The sequence below is a fragment of the Pseudoduganella sp. R-43 genome (assembly GCF_049913255.1).
GTDB lineage: Bacteria > Pseudomonadota > Gammaproteobacteria > Burkholderiales > Burkholderiaceae_D > Rugamonas.
Window position 1 is genome coordinate 2,306,391 of sequence record NZ_CP183988.1, and the last position, 21,232, is coordinate 2,327,622.

Below are 21,232 nucleotides of genomic sequence, written 5' to 3' on the forward strand. Positions count from 1 at the left end.
GCATGGCTCGCCCAGTACGCATCTTGCAGCTGGTGCCGGAACCCTTGCCGACTTTTCGCGCCGACGTGGCGACCCTTTTCGGAAAATACCTGCCGCGCCATGGCGTGCAATGCCACCTGGTCGGCAAAGGCAGCGCGGCGCCAGCCGATAACCAGGGCTTCGCTTCTTCACGGCGGGCACGAGTTGGTGCGCGCTGGAAAGCGGAACTGTCTTTTCTCTGGCTATGCCTGCGCGCCTTGCTTGGCGCTAACCGCCGCACCCACGATGCGCTGCAGGTGCGCGACATGGTCAGCATCGGCTTGCTGGCGTTGCTGGTGGCGCGCATGAAGGGGATGCCGATGATGTATTGGCTGTCATACCTGATGAGCGAAGGGCGTATCGAGCGGGCTCGCGATGAGCTGGCGCGGCTGCAGGGGCGCCCTGGCTGGCGGCGCCTGCGGGCGCGCCTCGTCCTCGCCAAAGGCCTGGCCGAACGCTGGCTGCTGTACCGCGTGCTGCTGCCGCGCGCCGATCACGTGTTCGTGCAAAGCGAGGCGATGGCGCGCCTGGTGGCGCAGCATGGCGTGCCGGCAGGACGGATCAGCGCGGTGCCGATGGGCGTCGACATGGAAGCCCTGGCGCGGCCCGAGCTGCGGCCCGCGGCCCGTGCCTGGGCCGGCTGGCAAGGGCGGCCGGTGGTGGCCTATCTCGGTACGCTGGACCGGGCGCGCTGCCTTGAGCGCGTGCTGGATGCGCTGGTGCTGGTGCGGCGCGAGCTGCCGGAGGCGAGCTTGCTGCTGATCGGCAGTTCGCCGCAGCAGGGCGACGTGGTGCAGTTGCTCGGCGCCGCGCGCGAACGCGGGCTGGAAGAAGCGGTGCAGGTCACCGGCTGGCTGCCTCCCGTGCAAGCCTGGGAATACCTGCTTGGAGCGCAGGCGGCCATATCGTATGTGCCGCGCGGCGCACTGTATGACGTCAGTTCGCCGACCAAGTTGCTGGAATACCTGGCGTTGGGCATGCCTTGCGTGGGCAATGACATCCCTGACCAGGAGGCCGTGCTGGCGGCAAGCGGCGCCGGCTGGCTGGCGGCAAGCACGCCGCAAGCCATGGCCGAGGGCCTGCTGGCGATCCTGCGCGATCCGCAAGCGGCGCGGGCACGCGCTGCGGCCGGCCCGGCCTATATCGAGGCGGCGCGCAGCTACCGCGTGCTGGGCGAGGCGGTGGCGCAACGCTACCGGAACCTGGTTGGAGGCGATCATGCTGGCCGAATTGCGTAAAGAGTTCCTGTACGGCGGGCGCGCCCTGGTGCGCGACAATGCGCTGAGCCAGCGCCTGGTGCGGCGCCTGCGGGGGCATGAGCTGATGGACGATTACGCGCTGAAGGTGATGGGCGACCGGCTCCTGCACCGCAGCCTGCAGGCCGCGATCGAGAAGCTTCCATACTACGCCCACATCACGCGCGATTTCTCGCCTGTCGAAGCGCGGCAGGCCTTGCGCGAGCTGTTCCCGATTGTCGACAAATCGGCCTTGCTCGAGCATCCGCTGGCGCTGTATCCGAACGGAGGCAGCAAGCGGCCGTGGCAGGCGCTCGGCAAGACCAGCGGGACCACGGGCACGCCGCTGGTGATCATTCGCAGCCTGCAGTCGGTGCAGATGGAGCAGGCCTTCATCAAGCGCCATTGGACTTGGGCCGGCTATGTTGACGGCATGCCGCGCGCGACCTTGCGCGGGGACATGGTGGCCGGCCTGGACCAGGCGCGCCCGCCCTACTGGTTCGAGAACCGCTACAACCGGCAGTTGCTGCTTTCCTCGCGCCACCTGACCGATCATTGTGTCGATCCCATCATCGACAAGCTACGCGACTATGCGCCCGCCATGATGCAGGCTTACCCGTCCACCGCCTACACGCTGGCGCAGCAACTCGAGCGGCGCGGCATGCGCTTGCACGTGCCCTACCTGTTCACCGCGTCGGAGCCGCTTTACCCGCACCAGAAAGAGCTGATTGGCGAGCGCCTGGCGGGAAAGATCATGGACATGTACGGCATGGCGGAGCGGGTTGCCTTCGCGACCCAGTGCGAGTATGGCTCCATGCACGTCAATCCGGACTATTCCCACGTCGAAATCCTCGACGAGCATGGCGAGCCAACCGACGGCTACGGCCATGTGGTGGGCACCACCTTGCATAACCTGGCGATGCCGCTGGTGCGTTATCGCCTGAGCGACCGCACGCGCTGGAGGCATGGCCATTGCCTTTGCGGCCGGCCGTTCCCGATGATCGAGCCTGTCACCGGCAAGCTGGAAGACCGGATCACCGGCGGCGATGGCTCGGAAGTCAGTCCTTCCGTGCTGACTTTTGCCTTCAAGGGCGTGGAAAACGTGCGCAAGTCGCAGGTCGCGCAGGTCGGCCCGGGCTTGTGGGAACTGCGCCTGGTGCCGGATGCGCGTTTCTCGCAGGCGGACCAGGACAAGCTGCTGCGCAACATCGCCCAGCTGGTCGATGCGACGGTGCAGGTGAAGGTGGTGCTGCGCGACGAGTTGCCAAATACCGCTGCAGGCAAGTTCCGCTGGGTCGTCAACGAATGGCAGGACGGGCGGCGCTCATGAAAACCATCGTGATGCTGGGCACCGGCATGGACACCATGGGTGGCATCGCTTCCGTGGTCAAGGTGTATGAGCAGGCGGGCATGCTGCGGCGTTTTCGCGTGCGCTACCTGGCTACGCATTGCGACGGCAGCAGGTGGCGCAAGCTGCGCGTGATGCTGGCGGCCTACGCCGTTTTCGCGGGCATGCTGTTGCGCGGACAGGTCGGGCTGGTGCACGTGCACCTGGCTTCGCGCGCGAGCTTCTGGCGCAAGTCGGGCTTCTTCCTGCTGGCTTTCGCCGCCGGGGTGCCGGCGATCCTGCATTTGCACGGGGCCGAGTTTGCGCAGTTCTATGGCGAGGAGTGCGGACCCTGGCGCAAGCGCTTCGTACGCTTCATCTTCGATCGCAGCACGCGCGTCGTGGTGCTGTCGGAGGCCTGGCGGCGCTGGGTGGAGGGCATGTCGCGCAACCGGCATGTGCAGGCGATCTATAACCCGGTGCTGCTGCCTGCCGCCAGTGCGTGGGAGCAGCGGCGGCGCGGTGCGGTGCTGTGCCTGGGGCGCCTGGGGCGGCGCAAGGGCAGCTACGACTTGCTGCAGGCGGCGGCGCGCGTGGCGCCGCAGGTCTCGGCGCTGGAGTTGCGGCTGGGGGGCGATGGCGAGCTTGATGCCGTACGCGAGCGGGCGGCGCAACTGGGCATTGCCAACCAGCTCAACCTGCTCGGCTGGGTCGGGGCGGAAAGCCGCCAGCAGCAGCTGGCGCTGGCCTCATTGTTTGCGCTGCCTTCGTATAACGAGGGCCTGCCCATGAGCGTGCTGGAAGCGATGGCGGCGGGCTTGCCGGTGCTGGCAACGCCGGTCGGCGGAATTCCGGAAGCGGTCGCCGACGGCGTGGAGGGTTTCCTCGTCGCGCCGGGCGACGTCGATGCGCTGGCTGCGCGGCTGGCGCAGCTGCTGGAAGACGATGCGCTGGCGCGGCGCATGGGGGAGGCAGCGCGGCGCAAGGTGGAATCCACCTTCTGCAGCGATGCCGTGTTGCCGCAGCTTGAGCGGCTGTATCGCGAACTGGGGTTCTTGCCGCAATGACTGCACTTGCCTGGAAAATCAATCGCCTCAAGCTGATGGGGCCTGCCGAAGTTGTCTGGCGCGTGCACCAGCTGGCGCGGCGCAAGGCCGCGGCCATGGGGCTGGGACTGGCGAGCTATCCGCCGGTGCCGGCGCTGGACCGCTTTGGCGCGGCCTTCCTTGCCGCGCCGGCGGGCGTCGACCAAGCCGCGCTTTGCCTGGCCGCCGACTCGCTGCTGGCAGGGCGCTGGAACGTGTTTGCGCTGCAGGGCGTGCAGCTGGGCTTCCCGCCGCAGTGGAACCGCGATCCACGCACCGGCACCACGTCGCCGATGGCGCCGGGGCCTTCGATCGATTACCGCGACGCCTCGCTGGTGGGCGATATCAAGTACCTGTGGGAGCCGAGCCGCCATCTGGAACTGGTGACGCTGGCACAGGCGTGGCGCAGCTCCGGCGAGCGCAAATACAGGGACGGCGCGCGTACGCTGCTGCTTTCCTGGCTCGACCAGTGTCCTTATCCGCAAGGCGTGCACTGGGCCAGTTCGCTGGAACTTGGCGTGCGCCTGCTGAACTGGTCCGCCGCCTGGCAGCTGCTGGCCGGCAGCCTTGACGACGACTGGCGGCATCGCTGGCTCAACGCGGTCTACAAGCATTGCCACTTCATCAGCCATCACCTGTCGCGCCATTCGTCGGCCAACAACCATTTGCTTGGCGAGTACATGGGCTTGTACATCGCGAGCGTGCAATGGCCTTGCTGGAGCGAGAGCGTGCGCTGGCGCGCCCTGGCCGAACGCGGCCTGGTCGAGCAGGGCTTGCAGCAGAACTGGGAGGACGGCGTCAACAAGGAGCAAGCCATCTACTATCACCACGAAGTGATGGACATGATGCTGCTCTGCCAGCTTGCGGCGCAAGCCAACGGCAGCAGCTTCCCGCCTGCATGGCTGGCGCGCCTTGAGCGCATGGCGGAGTTCCTCGCGGCCGTGATGGATGCCGGGGGCAACGTGCCGATGATTGGCGATGCCGACGATGCGCGCATGCTGCGGCTGGACGGCTCGGCTGGGCCGCCGTACCGCTCCCTGCTCGCCAGCGCGGCGCTGCTGTTCGGGCGCGCCGACTTCAAGGCAAAGGCGGGCGTGCTCGACGAGCGCAACCGCTGGCTGTTCGCCGATGCCGACGCGCGCTGGGCCGCCTTGCCGGCGCCTGCGCCCGGCGCAAGGGAGACACCGCGCCTGGCGTTTCTGCAGGGCGGCTACTACCTGCTCGGCAAGGACTTTGGCACGCCGCAGGAAGTGCGCATCGTGGTCGATTGCGGCCCCCTGGGCTATCTTTCGCTGGCGGCGCACGGGCATGCCGATGCGCTGGCCTTCACGCTTTCCATGGGCGGGCAGGAGATGCTGGTCGATCCCGGCACGTATGCCTACCACACGCATCGCCAGTGGCGCGATTACTTCCGCAGCACGGCTGCGCACAACACGGTGCAGGTCGATGGGCTGGACCAGTCTGAGATCGGCGGCAATTTCATGTGGCTGCACAAGGCCAATGCGCGCGCGTTGTCGCACGATGCACCACATTTCTTCGAGGGAAAACATGATGGCTATATGCGCTTGCGCGATCCCGTCATGCATCGCCGCACCATTCGTTTCGATTCCAAACGGAACACGGTAAAAGTTGAAGATACCCTAGAATGTTCTGGCGAGCACGAGGTAGCCCTGCACTGGCATTTTGCGGAAGGCTGCCATGCCGAAAAGGTTGGGCAAGCTTTGCATGTCGCCAGGCGCGACAAGGGCTTGCACATGGCATGCCATTTCGGGAATGGGCCGCAACTCCATTGCGCCAGCACGGCGCCAATCGCGGGATGGATCTCGCGCAGCTTTGACAGCAAATCCGGCATCGCGACAGCAGCGTGGCGCGGAACGATACGCGGCACCAGCACGATCGTGACCGAAATTACCTTACTGGAAGGAGCGTCATCGTGAAGATCAGTATCTTTGGCATGGGCTACGTAGGTGCAGTGTCGGCAGGCTGCCTGGCGGCAGAAGGCCATACGGTGATCGGGGTCGATCCGAACCGCACCAAGGTTGGGCTGATCAACGAGGGGCGCACGCCGATTATCGAGAAGGATATCGGCGAGATGATTGCCGGCGCGGTGCGCGATGGCCGCTTGCGCGCCACCGACAGCGTGCGCGATGCCGTGATGTCGAGCGAGATTTCGCTGGTGTGCGTCGGCACGCCATCGCAACTGAACGGCAATCTCGACCTGAGCGCGGTGCGCAAGGTGTGCGAACAGATCGGCCATGCGCTGCGCGAGAAAGACGGCTTCCATGTCGTGGTGGCGCGCAGCACCATGTTGCCCGGCTCCATGCGTTCGCTGGTGATTCCGACGCTGGAGGAGGCGTCCGGGAAGCGCGCCGGCATCGATTTCGGCGTGTGCAGCAACCCGGAATTCCTGCGCGAGGGCACGGCGGTGCATGACTACCACCACCCGCCGAAGACGGTGATCGGCGAGACCGACGAGCGTTCTGGCGAGCTGTTGCTGCAACTGTATGCCGGCATGGATGCGCCGGTGGTGCGCACCGACGTCGAGACGGCTGAAATGGTGAAGTACACCGACAATACCTGGCACGCGCTGAAGGTCGATTTCGCCAACGAGATCGGCAACATCTGCAAGGCAGTCGGCATCGACGGGCACGAGGTGATGGAGATCTTCTGCAAGGACACCAAGCTGAATCTCTCGCCCTATTACATGAAGCCCGGCTTCGCCTTTGGCGGTTCCTGCCTGCCGAAGGACGTGCGTGCGCTGGTCTACAAGGCGCGCCAGCTCGACCTGGAGCTGCCCCTGCTGAACGCCATCCTGCCGTCCAACCACAAGCAGGTGGAAAAGGGCCTGAAGATGGTGATGGAAAAGCCGGGCAGGAAGGTCGGCATCCTCGGCTTTTCGTTCAAGGCGGGAACCGACGACTTGCGGGAATCGCCGCTGGTGGACGTGATCGAACACCTGATCGGCAAGGGCTATGAGCTGCGCCTGTACGACAAGAACGTGAAACTGGCGGCGCTCACCGGCGCCAACCAGGACTACATCATGAATATCATTCCCCACATCTCGCGGCTGATGGTCGACTCGATGGACGCGGTGCTGGCCTTTGCGGATACGGTGGTGATCGGCAACGGTGCGCCGGAGTTCCAGTCGGTGCCCGACCGGCTGCGGCCCGGGCAGCACCTGGTGGACCTCGTGCGCGTCTCCGGCAAGCAGAGCGAGGGGGCATACGATGGCATCTGCTGGTAAACGCACGGATCAGCGCCGAGTCCTCATCATCGTCGAAAACCTGCCGTCGCCATTCGACCGGCGCGTATGGCAGGAGGCGACGACCCTGCATGCCAACGGCTACCAGGTGGCGATTATCTGCCCGACCGGCAAGGGCTACGAGTCGCGCTACGAGGAGCTGGACGGCATCCACATCTACCGCTACAAGCTGCCGATGGAGGCCGAAGGGGCGCTGGGCTACGCCATCGAGTATTCGGCCGCCCTGTTCCACAGTTCGCGGCTGGCGTGGAAGGTCCTGTTCCGCCACGGCTTTGACGTCATCCATGCCTGCAATCCGCCCGACCTGCTGTTCCTGGTCGGGGGCTTCTTCAAGTTCGTGCTGGGCAAGCGCTTCCTGTTCGACCACCACGACATCAACCCGGAACTGTACGAGGCCAAGTTCGGGCGGCGCGACTTCTTCTACAAGCTGATGGTCTGGCTGGAACGCCTTTCGTTCCGTACCGCCGACGTCTCGATTGCCACCAACGATTCGTACAAGCGCATCGCCATCGGGCGTGGCGGCATGGACCCGGACAAGGTGTACGTGGTGCGCAGCGGGCCCAAGCTGGACCGCCTGCGCGTGCTGCCCGCGGTGGATGCGCTGAAGCAGGGCAGGCGCTTCCTGGTCGGCTATGTTGGCGTGATGGGAGCGCAGGAAGGCATCGACCTGCTGCTGCAAAGCGTGCGCGTAGTGGTGCACGACATGGGCCGGCGCGACGTGCATTTCGGCCTGGTGGGCGGCGGCACTTCGCTGGAGGACATGAGGTCACTGGCGCGCGAGCTTGGCGTGGCCGACTACGTGACCTTTACCGGGCGCGTGCCCGACCAGCAATTGCTGGAAATGCTGAACACGGCCGATGTGTGCGTGAATCCGGATGTGGCGAACGAAATGAACGACAAGTCCACCATGAACAAGATCATGGAGTACATGGCGCTGGGCAAACCGATCGTGCAGTTCGACCTGACCGAGGGCCGGGTCTCGGCACAGGAAGCTTCGCTGTACGCGGCAAGGAACGACCCGGTCGACATGGCCGTGAAGATTGTGGAACTGCTGGACGATCCGGAGCGGCGCGCCCGCATGGGTACCTACGGGCGCAACCGCGTGGTCAACGAACTCGAATGGGAGTACGAGGCGCCCAAGCTGCTGGCGGCCTACGAACGCCTGTACTCCGCTCCCGAGCTGGTGTTAAGAAAGGACAACCCATGAAAGCGATGATTCTGGCGGCCGGCAAGGGCACGCGGGTGCGCCCTTTGACCTATGAACTGCCCAAGCCGATGATCCCGATCCTCGGCAAACCCGTCATGGCCTATCTCGTCGAGCACTTGCAGCGGCATGGCGTCAGCGAGATCATGGTCAACGTCAGCTACCTGCATGAGAAGATCGAAGAGTATTTCGGGGAAGGGCACCAGTTCGGGGTGCAGATCGGCTATTCCTTCGAGGGCTATACCAACGACAAGGGCGAAGTGGTGCCGCAACCGATAGGCTCGGCCGGCGGCATCAAGAAGATCCAGGAGTTCGGCGGATTTTTCGACGAGACCGTGGTGGTGCTGTGCGGCGATGCGCTGATCGACCTGGACCTGAAGTCGGCCCTGTACGAGCATCGGCGCAAGGGCGCGCTGGCGACCGTCATCACGCGCGAGGTGCCGTGGGACAAGGTGAGCAGCTATGGCGTGGTGGTCAGCGATGACGATGGCCGGGTGCTGGAATTCCAGGAAAAGCCCGCGCGCGCGCAAGCGAAGTCGAATTGCGCCAGCACCGGCATCTACCTGTTCGAACCGGAGGTGATCGACCTGATTCCCTCCGGCCAGGAATTCGATATCGGTTCCGAGCTGTTCCCACTGCTAGCCCAGCGCGGCCTGCCGTTCTACTGCCAGACGCGCAAGTTCGACTGGATCGATATCGGCAGCGTCAAGGATTACTGGGAGGTGCTGCAAGGCGTGCTGACCGGCGGCGTCGCGCACATGACCGTGCCGGGCGTGCAGGTGGAGCAGGGCGTGTGGGTCGGCCTGAACACCAGCATCGACTGGAACGGCACGCGCATCATCGGGCCGGTGTACATAGGTTCCGGCTGCCGCATCGAGGCCGGCGCCACCATCATCGGGCCGACGTGGATTGGCCACGGCAGCCACATTCGCAGCGGGGCAAGGGTAGTGCGCAGCGTGTTGTTCGAATATACTCGAGTCTTACCAGACGTTACGCTCGACGAATTGATCGTGTTCAAAGAGTATAGTGTCGACCGCGCTGGCGAAATGCAGCATATTTCGCAGGCAGAAGGCGGGGGCTGGGCGAATGCGCGGGATCGACGCGCGACCCGGCGTGCCGCGCACAATGTTGCCAAAGAGACAACTCTAATATGAAAATTTATCCTGTCATCCTGTCCGGCGGCGCCGGTACCCGGCTGTGGCCCCTGTCGCGCGCGGCCTTGCCGAAGCAGTTGCTGCCTTTAGTGTCGGACAAGACGATGTTGCAGGAGACCGTGCAGCGCCTGGGCGGGCGCAACGGCATGATGGCGCCGCTGATCGTGTGCGGCAATGAGCACCGCTTCCTGGTGGCGGAACAGATGCGTGAGATCGGCGTGGCCCCGCTTGGCATCCTGCTCGAGCCGGTGGGGCGCAATACGGCACCGGCGGTAGCCGCCGCAGCCCACTACCTGAAAGCGATCGACCCGCAGGCGGTCATGCTGGTGCTGCCGGCCGACCACGTGATCAAGGACGTCGATGCTTTCTATGCCGCGATCCAGCGCGCCGCCGGCCTGGTGGAGGAGGGCGCGCTGGCCACTTTCGGCATCGTGCCGACCGCGCCGGAGACCGGCTACGGCTATATCCAGAGCGGCGAGACCTTGTCGTCTGAAGGCTGCTTCAAGGTGGCGAAGTTCGTCGAGAAGCCAGACCGAGAGACGGCACAGGGCTTTATCGCTGCCGGCAATTTCTTCTGGAATAGCGGCATGTTCCTGTTCCGCGCCGACGCCTACCTGAAAGAGCTGGCGCAATTCCAGCCCGACATGGCCAGGTTCAGCGAGGAGGCGGTGGGCAAGGGCTATCGCGACCTGGATTTCTGCCGCCTCGACGAAGCGGCATTCACGGCATGCCCGTCCGATTCCATCGACTACGCGGTGATGGAGCACACCCGGCAGGCGGTGGTGGCGCCGGCCTCGATCGGCTGGAACGATGTCGGGTCCTGGTCTGCGCTGGTGGACGTGCTGCAGGCCGACGGCGACGGCAACGTGACGCGGGGCGACGTGTACACCGATAACGCCAGGAACTGCCTGGTGCGCGCCGAAGGCCGCATCGTGGCAGCGATCGGCGTGCAGGACCTGGTGATCGTGGAAACCTCCGATGCGGTACTGGTGGCGCACAAGGACCATGTGCAGCGCGTGAAGCAGGTAGTGGACCACCTGAAGGCCAATGGCCGCACCGAGCACCTGCACCATACCAAGGTGTACCGTCCGTGGGGATCCTACGAAGGCATCGACATGGGCGACCGCTTCCAGGTCAAGCGCATTATCGTCAACCCGGGCGGCAAGCTGTCGCTGCAAATGCACCACCATCGCGCCGAGCACTGGGTGGTGGTGTCGGGCACGGCGCGCGTGACCTGCGGCGACAAGGTGACCCTGCTGACCGAGAACGAATCGACCTACATCCCGATCGGTATGAGCCATCGCCTGGAAAATCCCGGCAAGCTGCCGCTGCACCTGATTGAAGTGCAGTCGGGCAGCTACCTCGGCGAGGACGATATCGTTCGCTTCGAGGATGTCTACCATCGCGGCTAAGCGCTGCGCCTTTGCCGCGCTCCTGCTGATTGCAGCCGGGGCGCGCGCCGAACTCCAGCCGGCCCAGCTTGGGCTGGTCATCAACGATGCCGATCCTGCCAGCGTGGCGCTGGGCGCCTACTATGCGCAGCTGCGCGGCATCGCGCCGGCGCACATTGCCCACGTCAGCATTCCCGGCAAGCCGCACCGCCTCGATGCCGAGGCTTTTGCGCGGCTGAAAAGCGAGATCGACCAGCAGCTGCCGGCGGAAGCACGCGCCGTGCTGTTCGCGTGGACAGCGCCTTACGCAGTCGAATGCAATAGCCTGACATCGGCCTACACCCTGGGTTTCGATGCGGCGCAATGCGAGCGCAGTTGTGCGCCCGGCCGCAAGAATCCCTATTTCAATGCCAAGGCGCTGCCGCCCGGCATGCGACTGTCGATGCTGTTGCCGGCCGAGCCGCTGGACGTGGCGCGCGCCGTGGCCGAACGCGGCAAGGCGGCCGGCTTCAGCTTGCCGCAGGCGGGCGCCTACTTCCTGCAGACCAGCGAAGCCGCGCGCAATACCCGGGCACGCTTCTTTCCCCCCAGCGGCGCCATTCCCGCACGCAAGCTGACCATCCATACGCTGCAGCAGGATGCACTGGAGGGCGCGCAGGACATCATGTTCTACCAGACCGGGCTGGCGCGCGTCGGCAAGCTGGAGACGCTGCGCTTCTTGCCCGGCGCCCTGGCCGACCACCTGACTTCCTACGGCGGGGATTTGCTGGGCAGTGGGCAGATGAGCAGCTTGCGCTGGCTGGAGGCGGGCGCCACCGCCAGCTATGGCACGGTCAGCGAACCGTGCAACCACTGGCAGAAATTTCCCCATCCACAAATCCTGTTGCAGCATTACCTCAGCGGAGCCACCGCCATCGAAGCGTATTGGCGCAGCGTGGCCTGGCCGGCGCAGGGCCTGTTCATAGGAGAACCGCTGGCGCGGCCCTATCCCCGTTAGTCCGTTCGGACTAATCGTGTGTCACCAACTAGTCATATCAAACAGTTAATATGCAAAAGAACAATAAAAAATCCTTTTGGTAAAAACTCTGGGGGTACACCTTTTCATGGACAAACGCATTTCCTTGCGCGCTACCGCGCTGGCCGCCCTGTTGGCCTGCCAGCCGGCATTCGCTGCCGACGTGGTGATCAGCCAGATGTACGGCGCGGGCGGCAACAGCGGCGCTACCCTGCGCTACGATTACGTTGAACTGTTCAACCGCGGCAGTGCTGCCGTGGCGGTGGGCGGCTGGACCATCCAGTATGCGTCCGCCAGCGGCACCAGCTGGGGCCGGGCAGAACTGCCGGCCGGCACCAGCATCGATCCGGGCAAATACTTCCTGGTCAAACTGGCCAGCAGCAATACCGCCGTCGGCGCCGACGTGGCGGCCGATTTCTTCAGCGGCAGCGTGAACATGAGCGGCGCCTCCGGCAAGGTGGCGCTGGTCAACAACAACACGGCGCTGACTGGCGCCCAGCCGAGCAGCGCTGCGATCCAGGACGTGGTCGGCTACGGTTCGGCGAATTTCTCCGAAACTGCGGCGGCGCCGGCAATGAGCGCCACCACCAGCCTGCTGCGCGCCAATAACGGCTGCACCGACAGCAACAATAACGCTGCCGACTTCACTGCCGTCGCGCCGCAATTCCGCACTGCCGCTTCGCCGGCCAATATGTGCGATGGCGGGCCGTTGCCGCAACCTGTCGTGCCGGTTTGCCCGGCCAGCGCCAAGCTGACTTTCGGCACGGGCGGCAGCATCGCCTTGTCAGCCTCGGACGCAGACGGCATCGTCAACGGCGCTGTGATCACGTCGGCAGCCGTGCCAGGCCTGAGCCTGGGCAGCCTGACTGCAGCTGGCGGCATCGGCGGCAGCGCCAGCGTGTCGCTGGTGGCGTCGCCATCGGTGGCAACCGGCACGTATCCGGTGGCCGTCAAGTTCAGCAACGACCAGGGCCAGGACGCCAGCTGTACCGTCAGCGTGACCGTGGAAATGGGAGCCGGCACCGTGGTGCCGGTGCCCCAGGTGCAGGGTTCGGGCGCCACCAGCCCGTACAACGGCGTGAAGCTGACCACCGAAGGCGTGGTGACCGCCAGGGTTGGCAGCGGTTTCTTCATCCAGGACCTGGCTGGCGACGGCGATCCGAATACCTCGGACGGCATCTTCGTCTACATGGGCTCGTCCCCGGTTACCGTGGCGCAGGGCGACCTGGTGCGCGTAAGCGGCACCGTGACCGAGTACAAGCCCAGCGGCGCCACGCGCTCCTACACCGAACTGTCGACTGTGACCAGCGTCGTCACCCAGAGCACGGGCAACAGCATTACCCCTGTCAATATCGACCTGCCCGGCACCAACCTGGCCAATGTGGAAGGCATGCTGGTACGCTTTCCCGCCAAGTTGACCGTCAACGGCACCGAATCGCTGGGCAGCCGCGGCGAACTGGCCTTGGCCGATGGCCGCCGTGAAGTGCCGACCAACCGCTATCCGGCACGCAGCGCCGAAGCCATTGCCATGGCAGCCGCCAACGCGGCCAATATGATCACCCTGGATGACGGCCTGTTCGTTACGCCCGATAGCGTGCCATATCTCGGCCAGGACGGCACCGTGCGCAGCGGCGACACCGTCAGCGGCCTGACCGGCGTCATCGATTTCGGCGCGCTTGGCAGCGGCGGCGCCGGCTTCAAGCTGCAGCCGACTGAAACCCCGGTCTTCGCGCGCGAGAATCCGCGCAGCCTGGCTCCTGAAGTGGCGGCGGGTAACGTGAAGGTGGCCAGCGCCAACGTGCTGAACTTCTTCACCACCTTCACCGACGGCACCGACGTGCTGGGCCAGTCCGGCCAGGGCTGCACCCTCGGTTCAGGCACCAGCAAGAGCAACTGCCGCGGCGCCGACAATATGACCGAGTTCGTTCGCCAGCGCGACAAGATCGTGGCGGAATTGAAGGCGATCGATGCGGACGTGGTCGGCCTGATGGAAATCCAGAACAATGGCGACTATGCCGCCAGCTACCTGGTCGACAGCCTGAACGCCGCATACGGCAAGGTGGAATATGCCTACGTGCCGAAGCCGGACGCGACCGGCACCGATGCAGTTCGCGTGGCGATGATCTACAAGCCTGCCAAGCTGGCACTGGTGGGCGGCGCGCTGTCCGACGCGAACAGCGTCTACGAGCGTCCGCCGATGGCGCAGACCTTCAAGGCCGCCAACGGCGCGAAATTCAGCCTGGTCGTCAACCACCTGCGGGCCAAGCGCTGCAATAACGCCAGCGGCGCCAACGCCGACCAGGGCGATGGCCAGGGCTGCTACAACCCGGTGCGCATGGCTCAGGTGCAACAGTTGTCCGACGGCTTCGTGCCGCAAGTGGTGGCCGCGTCCGGCGACGCCGACGTGCTCCTGATCGGCGACTTCAACGCCCATGGCATGGAAGACCCGATCCTGTACCTGGCGTCGCAGGACCGCCAGGTCCGCTTCGAAAACCAGCTCGAGCGCTTCGTGCGTCCGAACGGCATTCCGCATTCCTATGTGTTTGGCGCCGAGAGCGGCTACCTGGACCAGGCATTGGCCAGCACTTCGCTGAGCCAGCAAGTGGCCGGCGCCGTGCTGTGGAATGTCAACGCCGATGAACCGGAAGTGCTGGACTACAACCTCATTGGCAAGAACGCTGCAGCCCAGGCGCTGTACAACACCCTGCCTTACCGTGCCTCCGACCACGACCCGGTGGTGGTCAGCCTGAACCTGCCGGCCGCGTATGTGGATGTGACGTCCAGCGTGCAGATCCAGCGCTCCGGCCTGGTACAGGGCCGCTTCAGCAGCGTCGGCACCGCGACTGCCTGGATCACCAACACCAGCGGCGCCGACATGGCCGCGCCGGTGCATTATGTGCTGCAGGGCCTGCCGGCCGGCGTGACCCTGGCCAACGCCACCGGTTACGTCAACGGCATGCCCTACATCACCGCCGCGCCGGCGCTGGCTGCCGGCGCCCAGGCCACCGTCCAGCTGCAATTCAATAATCCGAGCCGTGTAGCCGTCAACTACACGCCAAAAGTCTACAACGGCAGTTTCTGAGGACAGCAACCATGCAAAACACATTCATCACCCGTTTCCTGCGCAGCTTGGCGCTGCTGCTGGCTTTTAGCGCCAGCAGCCACGCCATGGCCGACGTCGTGCGCCTGGTGACGCTGGATACCGCCATTTATGGCGCCGGCCGCGCCGGCTACCTGGACTTCACCTTCAATGGCGTCGATGGCGCGCCGGCCGTGACTGCGACCATGTCGCAACTGCAGGGCTTTGACATGGACCCGGCCAATTTCTCGCCATGGGGCGATGCCGCCGCCGTGCCGGGCGGCTTTGCCCTGTTGAATACTGCCACCCCCAACGATGTGCTGTACCAAGGGGTGTTTGGCGGCGTGTTCAGCTTCCTGCTGACCATTTCCGGCGATCCGTCGGCATTGATGTTTTCCAATTTCGGCGTCCTGGCCCTTGACGATGCCGGCGTCCAGATCAAAGGCAAGGTCCTGGACCTGATGTTTGTCGCCGCGGCGGACGGCAGCCCGGACCTGCAAATCCTCAGCATCAACGACGCGGTGGCCAGCGTTGCGGCGCCGGCCGCCGTGCCGGAGCCGGCTTCGCTGGCCCTGGCGGCACTGGGCTTGCTGGCGCTGGCCTGCGAGCGCCGGCGCCGCGCTTGAATACGGCCGGTTGCACAAACACCACAAGCATCCTGGGAGTTTCGGCTTCCAGGGTGCTTTTTCATTTGGATGGCACAGAGTGAAGCGGGGTATTTATTTCGGCAGAATATTAATACTTAATTAAAATTGTATTAGCGCGCAGGACTTGGCATGATTCATAGTTTTCCGCATAACGACCTGCGTTTTTTGCCATGTCCTTCAACATTCTCGTCATCGACAGCGACCCCGCTGTGCAGCAACTGCTGGCCCATAACCTGGGGCAGGCGGGCTACGCGGTGCAATGCCACGGCGATGCGATGAGCGCGCTCGCAGCGCTGCAGGGGACGTTGCCGGAAGCGGTGCTGCTGGAGTGGGATTTGCCGGGCCAGTCGGGCCTGTCGCTGATCCGTCATGTGCGTGCCGCGCCGCGCACCAGCGAGCTGCCGCTCCTGATGCTGAGCGCGCGCTGCGCCGAACAGGACAAGGTGCTGGCGCTGGAAAGCGGCGCTGACGATTTCATCTGCAAGCCCTTCGGGCCGCGCGAAACCATCGCCCGCCTGCATGCGGTGCTGCGGCGCCGGCGCCCGGCTGGCATGCCGGGGACGCTGCAGGTGGCGGGCCTGCGGCTCGACCCGCATACCCTGAGCGTGACCGCGGGCGACCGCCAGTTGAACCTGGGACGCGTCGAATTCCGCCTGCTGAACTACCTGATGCACCATCCGGGCCGCGTGCACAGCCGCGCGCAGTTGCTGGACCAGGTGTGGGGCAGCCACGTCTTCCTTGACGAACGCACGGTCGACGCCCACGTCGGGCGCTTGCGCAATGCGCTGCAACCGAGCGGCCTGCACCAGGCGATCCAGACCGTGCGTGGCAGCGGCTACCGCTTCCACACCCAATGCTGAGCCCCGACGCCCGCGAACAGGAATACCTGCTGCACGCCATCGATGGCGCGCATGGCCTTGCCACGCTGGGCGAGTTATTCCTGTGGAGCCAGGGCGCCTTGCAGGCCTTGTTGCCGCATGGCGTGCTGCTCTGCATGCAGCTCGACGAACAGGGGCGGGCGCGCAGGGTGGACTGCCTGCACAGCACGATGCTGGCGCCGGCCGAGCGCGCCTTGCTGTGCGATGCGCGGCAAGGGCCGGTGCCGGCCTGGCTGCGGCTCTGGCAGCAGGCCGGCGGCCGGCCGCTGCCACTGCAGGCCGGCGCCATGGGCCATGGCCTGCTGCACGGCAGCGGGCCGCTGGCCTCCGGCGGCAGCGCCGTAGCCCTGCTTGGCCTGCCCGCGGCAGCCGGCTTGCGCGAATGCTGGCTGCTGCAATTGCTGCTGCCCTACCTGCACCTGGCGCTGCAGCGTATCGCCACGGCGGCCCAGGCCCCGACCATCTCGCCGCGCCAGGCGGAAATCATGCAATGGCTGCGTGAAGGCAAGAGCAACGAAGAAATCGGCCGCCTGCTCGGCATCAGCCCCTTGACCGTCAAGAACCACCTGCAACGCCTGTACCGCCAGCTCGGCGTGAGCAACCGCGCCCACGCCGTGGCGCAATTCCCCATCCTGCCTCTCCCCGATTTGTCGAAGATCTTTACAGTTTGATTAATTGCCAATAGTGGCATGACAGCAAGCGATTGATTCTTTTGGAAATGTTGTTTTGGCATGTTTTTTGCGTGCGCCGTCCCCCACGCACAAGTATCCGTGCGTAAAGTTGTGTTGTAGGCAATAGATTGGAGTCAGGCACCTATCCACGAGGCAGGCGCCATTTTCGAGAGTTCAACCATCCAGGGGATTCCGTGGCTAATTTTTCTAAGAACCAAACACATCGCGCAGGCAAGGCGATCAAACAATTCCTGTGTGCGGCAGCGCTGGCAATGGGCAGCGTGGCGCAGGCAGGGGTACTCGATTTCGAAGGCCAGGTAGATTCGCCGTTCGTCTTCGCCGGCGACCACATCAAGGTCGGCTCCTATTGGATCGAGTCGTATGGCGGCAGCCTGACTTCCGACCTGGTCGGCGCCTTTGTCGACGGCAGCGATCCTGCCAGCTGCTTCGGCGTCAGCTGCCCGGTCAACAACGCGTCGCAGTACTACAGCGGCCTGGATGATGGCTACTTCTACTTTGGCATGAATAACGATTCCCTGTTCCGGCTCGGCAGCCTGCGCGCCAGCTTCATCGGCAACGGCCAGGCCAGCTTCCCGGCCGTCGCCGGCATGCTGGTGCTGCAAGGTTTTAATGCCATGGGCCAGGCGGTGGGCGCGGCGCGCCAGCTCGGCCTGTCCGGTCCTGTCGGCGGCCAGTTCCGCTTCGGCACCTTCGACCTCAGCTCCATCAAGGAACAATTCGCCTTCGTGCGCGTGCTTGGCTATGCCTGCGATGCCGCTGGCAGCTGCAACCGCAATTCCAACCTTGCCAACTTCGCCATCGACGATATCGTCACCGTTCCCGAACCAGGCAGCCTGGCGCTGTTCGGCCTGGGCGTGGCCGGCCTCGGCCTGGCCAGCCGCCGCCGCCGCGCGCGCTAAGCCGACGCTCTTTCGCTAACCTGAACCGGGAATCCAAATGAAAATGACCATGAAACTGCGTCCTGCGGCACTGGCGGTGCTGGCCGTGCTGTCCTGTCTGGCCGTGAGCGCCGGCGCGCAAGAGGCGCGCAAAACCTATATCGTGCAATTGAGCGACCAGCCGGCGACGACCTATGTCGGCGGCATCAGCGGCTATCCGGCTACCCAGCCGGCGCCAGGCGCGGTGTTCGACTACCGCGATCCCAACGTGCAGAACTACGTGCGCTACCTGGGCGACCGCAAGGCCGACGTGCTGGCCAGCGTCGGCAATCCGACCGTGATCGCCAATTACGATGTGGTGCTGAACGGCTTTGCCGCGCTGCTGACCGACAGCGAAGTGCTGGCCCTGAAGAACAATCCCGCCGTGGCCGATGTGCAAGCCGATTCGGTGCGCCGCATGGAAACGATTTCGACGCCGCGCTTCCTGGGCCTGAGCACCGCCGGCGGCCTGTGGTCGCAATTTGCGAGCGGCAGCCAGGTCAAGGGTGAAAACCTGGTGGTCGGCATCGTCGACGGCGGCATCTGGCCGGAAAACCCGGCCTTCGCCGACCGCGTCGACGGCAACGGCGTGCCGACCTTCGATGCCGGCGCCAGCCTGGCCTACACCGCGGCGCCGGCCACGTTCACCGGCGGCTGCGTGGGCGGGGAGGGCTTTGATCCTGCCACTCACTGCAACAACAAGCTGGTGGGCGCCAAGTACTACAACGCCGGCTTCCTGGCCAGCGGCCGCCCCAAGAACTGGACGGAATTCTATTCGCCGCGCGATTCGAACGTCGGCAGCAATGGCGTCAGCAGCGGCCATGGCGGCCATGGCGACCATACCGCCTCCACCGCGGCCGGCAACAGCAATGTCCCTGCCGTGGTGGCAGGCATCCCGATGGGCCCGGCATCGGGCATCGCCCCGCGTGCGCGCGTGGCCGCCTACAAGGTGTGCTGGACCTATGACGATCCGGCGGCCGACGACGGCACCGGCGCCTCCAACGGCTGCTTCAACTCCGATTCGGTGCAGGCCATCGACGACGCCGTCAAGGACGGCGTGAACGCCATCAACTTCTCGATCAGCGGCGCCCAGAACACGGTCAACGACCCGGTCGAACAAGCCTTCTACCGCGCTTCACTGGCGGGCGTGTTCGTCGCCGCTTCGGCCGGCAACAGCGGTCCGGCCAACGCGGTGGCCCACATCAGCCCGTGGCTGACCACGGTGGCAGCTTCCACCCATGACCGCAGCCTGGTGGCCGACGCCACCACCGGCGGCGGCGTCAAGTACACCGGCGCTTCGCTGAACACCCATGCGCTGCCGCAGACGTCCCTGGTGCGCGCCGAGGATGCCGGCGTGGGCGGCGGCAACGCCAGCCTGTGCTTCAGCAGCTCGCCGCCTGCTGGCCAGGTGCTGCTCGATCCAGCCAAGGTGGCCGGCAAGGTGGTGATCTGCACCCGCGGCACCAACGCCCGTGTGGACAAGAGCCTGGCCGTGCTGAACGCCGGCGGCGCCGGCATGATCATGATGGACAACGGCGCCGGCCTGGTGGCCGAGGCGCATTCGGTGCCGAGCGTGCACGTCAGCTCCGCCGACGGCGCTGCCATCAAGGCTTATGCGGTGGCCCAGGGCGCTGCTGCCACCAGCGCCATCGGCACGTTCTACCCGGGCAGCAAGCCGGCGCCGGTCATGGCCGGCTTCTCGTCGCGCGGGCCGAACATGGGCGACGCCAACGTGCTCAAGCCCGACCTGACCGCGCCGGGCGTGGACATCATCGCCAGCGTGTCGGCAGCCTTGACACCGGCCCAGCACAACGCGGTGGTGGCGGGCAGCTTCGTGCCGCCGGCGGCTTACGAGTCCTACCAGGGCACGTCGATGTCGAGCCCGCACGTGGCGGGCCTGTCCCTGCTGCTGCGCCAGGCGCATCCCGACTGGTCGCCGGCCGCCATCAAGTCGGCCCTGATGACCACGGCCTATTCGACCCTGAACGACGGCCTGGCCGGCGCGCAGAACGGCTTGCTGCCATGGTCGCAGGGCGCCGGCCATGTGGACCCGAACAAGGCGGTCGACCCGGGCCTGGTGTACGACATGGGCAAGGCCGACTACGTGCAGTACCAGTGCAAGGTCAACCGGCCTGCCGTGCCGGCAGCCGATTGCACCGCCTTTGGCACGCTGGACGAGACCTATAACCTGAACCTGCCGTCGATCACGGTCGCTTCGGCACTGGGCGGCGTCGGCACCACGGTGCGCCGCAAGGTGACCAATGTGGGCCCGGCAGCCACTTACACCGCCAGCGCGGTGCTGCCAGGCTTCACCGCAGTGGTTTCGCCGTCGTCGCTGACGCTGGCGACCGGCCAGAGCGGCAGCTTCACTGTCAAGCTGACCCCGAACGGCGCCCCTGCCAACGCCTGGCAGTTCGGCAGCCTGACCTGGAACGATGGCAGCCATAGCGTGCGCATTCCGGTGCAGGCCAAGGTGGGCAAGGCGGTGACGGCGCCAGCCATGCTGAGCGGCGACAAGGTTTCCGGCAGCCGCCTGTTCCCGGTCCTGACCGGCTTCTCCGGCCGCATGGGCTATGCGAAGGGTGGCCTGAAGGCTGCCAGCTATGGCGATGCTGTGACCCTGGAAGCCCAGGCGATCAACTCCGCCACCCTGAAGACCCTGTGCACGGCCGGAGTCGATACGGCCAACGTCAAGGTCTACAAGGTCAGCGTCCCGGCCGGCGCCGTGGCTGCCAAGTTCGCCCTGTTCGGCAAGGACTCCGGGGCGACCGACGACCATGACCTGGGCGTGCTCTCGCCAGGCGGCAGCTGGGGCTACTCCGGCAACGACGGCAGCAACGAGTCGGTGCAACTGGCAGCACCTGCGGCCGGCACCTACAATGTCTGCGTGGTGGCATACGGCAGCACGACGCCGCAAGCCATGCAGCACAAGCTGGCATCGTGGGTCGTGACCACGGCGGACGCTGGCGGCAAGTTCGTGGTGGCAGTGCCGAGCAAGGTGGTGGCGGGCAACAACACCACCGTGGGCGTCAGCTGGTCCGGCCTCGACAATGACCAGAGCTATGTCGGCGCCGCCCAGTTCATGGACCTGAATGGCGTGGTGCAGGCGACCACCCTGGTCAATGTCAACACCGGTACCGCGGCCGTTCCGATTGCCGAGACCGACCGCGTGGCGGCTGCCAAGCTGAAAGACTAAGGCCTGGCAGGAGGCATCAGCTCCGCCCTGGCATGCGCAGCAGCGCATGCCAGGGCGGTTTTTTTTTGCGGCGGGCTGCCGGCACGGTTGACCGGGCGGGCGGCGGGGCCGATGATAGGCCATCGCCTTTGG

Annotated in this window: 15 protein-coding genes; all 15 read left to right on the forward strand. The window is 65.5% G+C overall.

Going from position 1 to position 21,232, the window contains the following annotated elements:
• Window positions 1-2: 2 nt before the first annotated feature.
• The 15 genes from ACN9M3_RS10510 to ACN9M3_RS10580 all read left to right on the forward strand — a co-directional run bounded on the left by ACN9M3_RS10510 (window position 3) and on the right by ACN9M3_RS10580 (window position 21,100).
• Window positions 3-1,256 (forward strand): glycosyltransferase, encoded by a 1,254-nt coding sequence (locus ACN9M3_RS10510; protein WP_426322317.1) that lies wholly within the window; start codon window positions 3-5, stop codon window positions 1,254-1,256.
• The gene (locus tag ACN9M3_RS10515; protein ID WP_426322319.1) at window positions 1,237-2,583 is read left to right on the forward strand and encodes a phenylacetate--CoA ligase family protein; all 1,347 of its coding nucleotides are present in this window, start codon (window positions 1,237-1,239) and stop codon (window positions 2,581-2,583) included. Before ACN9M3_RS10510 ends, ACN9M3_RS10515 begins: the two co-directional genes overlap by 20 nt.
• Entirely contained in the window at window positions 2,580-3,647 is a 1,068-nt protein-coding gene (locus tag ACN9M3_RS10520) for a glycosyltransferase family 4 protein (RefSeq protein WP_426170558.1), read from the forward strand. Before ACN9M3_RS10515 ends, ACN9M3_RS10520 begins: the two co-directional genes overlap by 4 nt.
• Window positions 3,644-5,602 carry an alginate lyase family protein gene (locus tag ACN9M3_RS10525; RefSeq protein WP_426322321.1) on the forward strand — a complete coding sequence of 653 codons (1,959 nt, stop codon included), beginning with the start codon at window positions 3,644-3,646 and terminating at the stop codon, window positions 5,600-5,602. The genes ACN9M3_RS10520 and ACN9M3_RS10525 overlap by 4 nt, the downstream gene beginning before the upstream one ends.
• Window positions 5,599-6,909, forward strand: a complete 1,311-nt coding sequence (locus tag ACN9M3_RS10530) for a nucleotide sugar dehydrogenase (protein WP_426170561.1) — start codon at window positions 5,599-5,601, stop codon at window positions 6,907-6,909. The genes ACN9M3_RS10525 and ACN9M3_RS10530 overlap by 4 nt, the downstream gene beginning before the upstream one ends.
• Complete coding sequence (locus ACN9M3_RS10535; RefSeq protein WP_426322323.1) at window positions 6,893-8,134, forward strand: glycosyltransferase family 4 protein; 1,242 nt, start codon at window positions 6,893-6,895, stop codon at window positions 8,132-8,134. The genes ACN9M3_RS10530 and ACN9M3_RS10535 overlap by 17 nt, the downstream gene beginning before the upstream one ends.
• Entirely contained in the window at window positions 8,131-9,285 is a 1,155-nt protein-coding gene (locus tag ACN9M3_RS10540; protein WP_426170564.1) for a sugar phosphate nucleotidyltransferase, read from the forward strand. Before ACN9M3_RS10535 ends, ACN9M3_RS10540 begins: the two co-directional genes overlap by 4 nt.
• Complete coding sequence (locus tag ACN9M3_RS10545) at window positions 9,282-10,697, forward strand: mannose-1-phosphate guanylyltransferase/mannose-6-phosphate isomerase (protein WP_426170566.1); 1,416 nt, start codon at window positions 9,282-9,284, stop codon at window positions 10,695-10,697. Before ACN9M3_RS10540 ends, ACN9M3_RS10545 begins: the two co-directional genes overlap by 4 nt.
• Window positions 10,678-11,673 carry a TIGR03790 family protein gene (locus ACN9M3_RS10550; protein ID WP_426322326.1) on the forward strand — a complete coding sequence of 332 codons (996 nt, stop codon included), beginning with the start codon at window positions 10,678-10,680 and terminating at the stop codon, window positions 11,671-11,673. Before ACN9M3_RS10545 ends, ACN9M3_RS10550 begins: the two co-directional genes overlap by 20 nt.
• Window positions 11,674-11,779: 106 nt before the next feature.
• Window positions 11,780-14,773, forward strand: a complete 2,994-nt coding sequence (locus ACN9M3_RS10555) for an ExeM/NucH family extracellular endonuclease (protein ID WP_426170570.1) — start codon at window positions 11,780-11,782, stop codon at window positions 14,771-14,773.
• 11 nt (window positions 14,774-14,784) lie between these two features.
• Entirely contained in the window at window positions 14,785-15,396 is a 612-nt protein-coding gene (locus ACN9M3_RS10560) for an NF038129 family PEP-CTERM protein (protein ID WP_426322328.1), read from the forward strand.
• Between the two features lie 191 nt (window positions 15,397-15,587).
• Window positions 15,588-16,277 (forward strand): winged helix-turn-helix domain-containing protein, encoded by a 690-nt coding sequence (locus tag ACN9M3_RS10565; protein ID WP_426322330.1) that lies wholly within the window; start codon window positions 15,588-15,590, stop codon window positions 16,275-16,277.
• Complete coding sequence (locus ACN9M3_RS10570; RefSeq protein ID WP_426322332.1) at window positions 16,271-16,966, forward strand: LuxR C-terminal-related transcriptional regulator; 696 nt, start codon at window positions 16,271-16,273, stop codon at window positions 16,964-16,966. Before ACN9M3_RS10565 ends, ACN9M3_RS10570 begins: the two co-directional genes overlap by 7 nt.
• 194 nt (window positions 16,967-17,160) lie before the next feature.
• Complete coding sequence (locus tag ACN9M3_RS10575) at window positions 17,161-17,886, forward strand: NF038120 family PEP-CTERM protein (RefSeq protein ID WP_426322334.1); 726 nt, start codon at window positions 17,161-17,163, stop codon at window positions 17,884-17,886.
• 49 nt (window positions 17,887-17,935) lie between these two features.
• Window positions 17,936-21,100 carry a S8 family serine peptidase gene (locus tag ACN9M3_RS10580; protein WP_426322336.1) on the forward strand — a complete coding sequence of 1,055 codons (3,165 nt, stop codon included), beginning with the start codon at window positions 17,936-17,938 and terminating at the stop codon, window positions 21,098-21,100.
• The last annotated feature ends 132 nt before the right edge of the window (window positions 21,101-21,232 follow it).

What these genes read in the sequence shown, in the direction of transcription:
- ACN9M3_RS10510 (WP_426322317.1), top strand. Translation starts at nt 3, where the DNA reads ATGGCTCGCCCAGTACGCATCTTGCAGCTGGTGCCGGAACCCTTGCCG.
- ACN9M3_RS10535 (WP_426322323.1), top strand. Translation starts at nt 6,893, where the DNA reads ATGGCATCTGCTGGTAAACGCACGGATCAGCGCCGAGTCCTCATCATC.
- ACN9M3_RS10520 (WP_426170558.1), top strand. Translation starts at nt 2,580, where the DNA reads ATGAAAACCATCGTGATGCTGGGCACCGGCATGGACACCATGGGTGGC.
- ACN9M3_RS10565 (WP_426322330.1), top strand. Translation starts at nt 15,588, where the DNA reads ATGTCCTTCAACATTCTCGTCATCGACAGCGACCCCGCTGTGCAGCAA.
- ACN9M3_RS10525 (WP_426322321.1), top strand. Translation starts at nt 3,644, where the DNA reads ATGACTGCACTTGCCTGGAAAATCAATCGCCTCAAGCTGATGGGGCCT.
- ACN9M3_RS10540 (WP_426170564.1), top strand. Translation starts at nt 8,131, where the DNA reads ATGAAAGCGATGATTCTGGCGGCCGGCAAGGGCACGCGGGTGCGCCCT.
- ACN9M3_RS10550 (WP_426322326.1), top strand. Translation starts at nt 10,678, where the DNA reads ATGTCTACCATCGCGGCTAAGCGCTGCGCCTTTGCCGCGCTCCTGCTG.
- ACN9M3_RS10555 (WP_426170570.1), top strand. Translation starts at nt 11,780, where the DNA reads ATGGACAAACGCATTTCCTTGCGCGCTACCGCGCTGGCCGCCCTGTTG.
- ACN9M3_RS10515 (WP_426322319.1), top strand. Translation starts at nt 1,237, where the DNA reads ATGCTGGCCGAATTGCGTAAAGAGTTCCTGTACGGCGGGCGCGCCCTG.
- ACN9M3_RS10560 (WP_426322328.1), top strand. Translation starts at nt 14,785, where the DNA reads ATGCAAAACACATTCATCACCCGTTTCCTGCGCAGCTTGGCGCTGCTG.
- ACN9M3_RS10570 (WP_426322332.1), top strand. Translation starts at nt 16,271, where the DNA reads ATGCTGAGCCCCGACGCCCGCGAACAGGAATACCTGCTGCACGCCATC.
- ACN9M3_RS10545 (WP_426170566.1), top strand. Translation starts at nt 9,282, where the DNA reads ATGAAAATTTATCCTGTCATCCTGTCCGGCGGCGCCGGTACCCGGCTG.
- ACN9M3_RS10580 (WP_426322336.1), top strand. Translation starts at nt 17,936, where the DNA reads ATGAAACTGCGTCCTGCGGCACTGGCGGTGCTGGCCGTGCTGTCCTGT.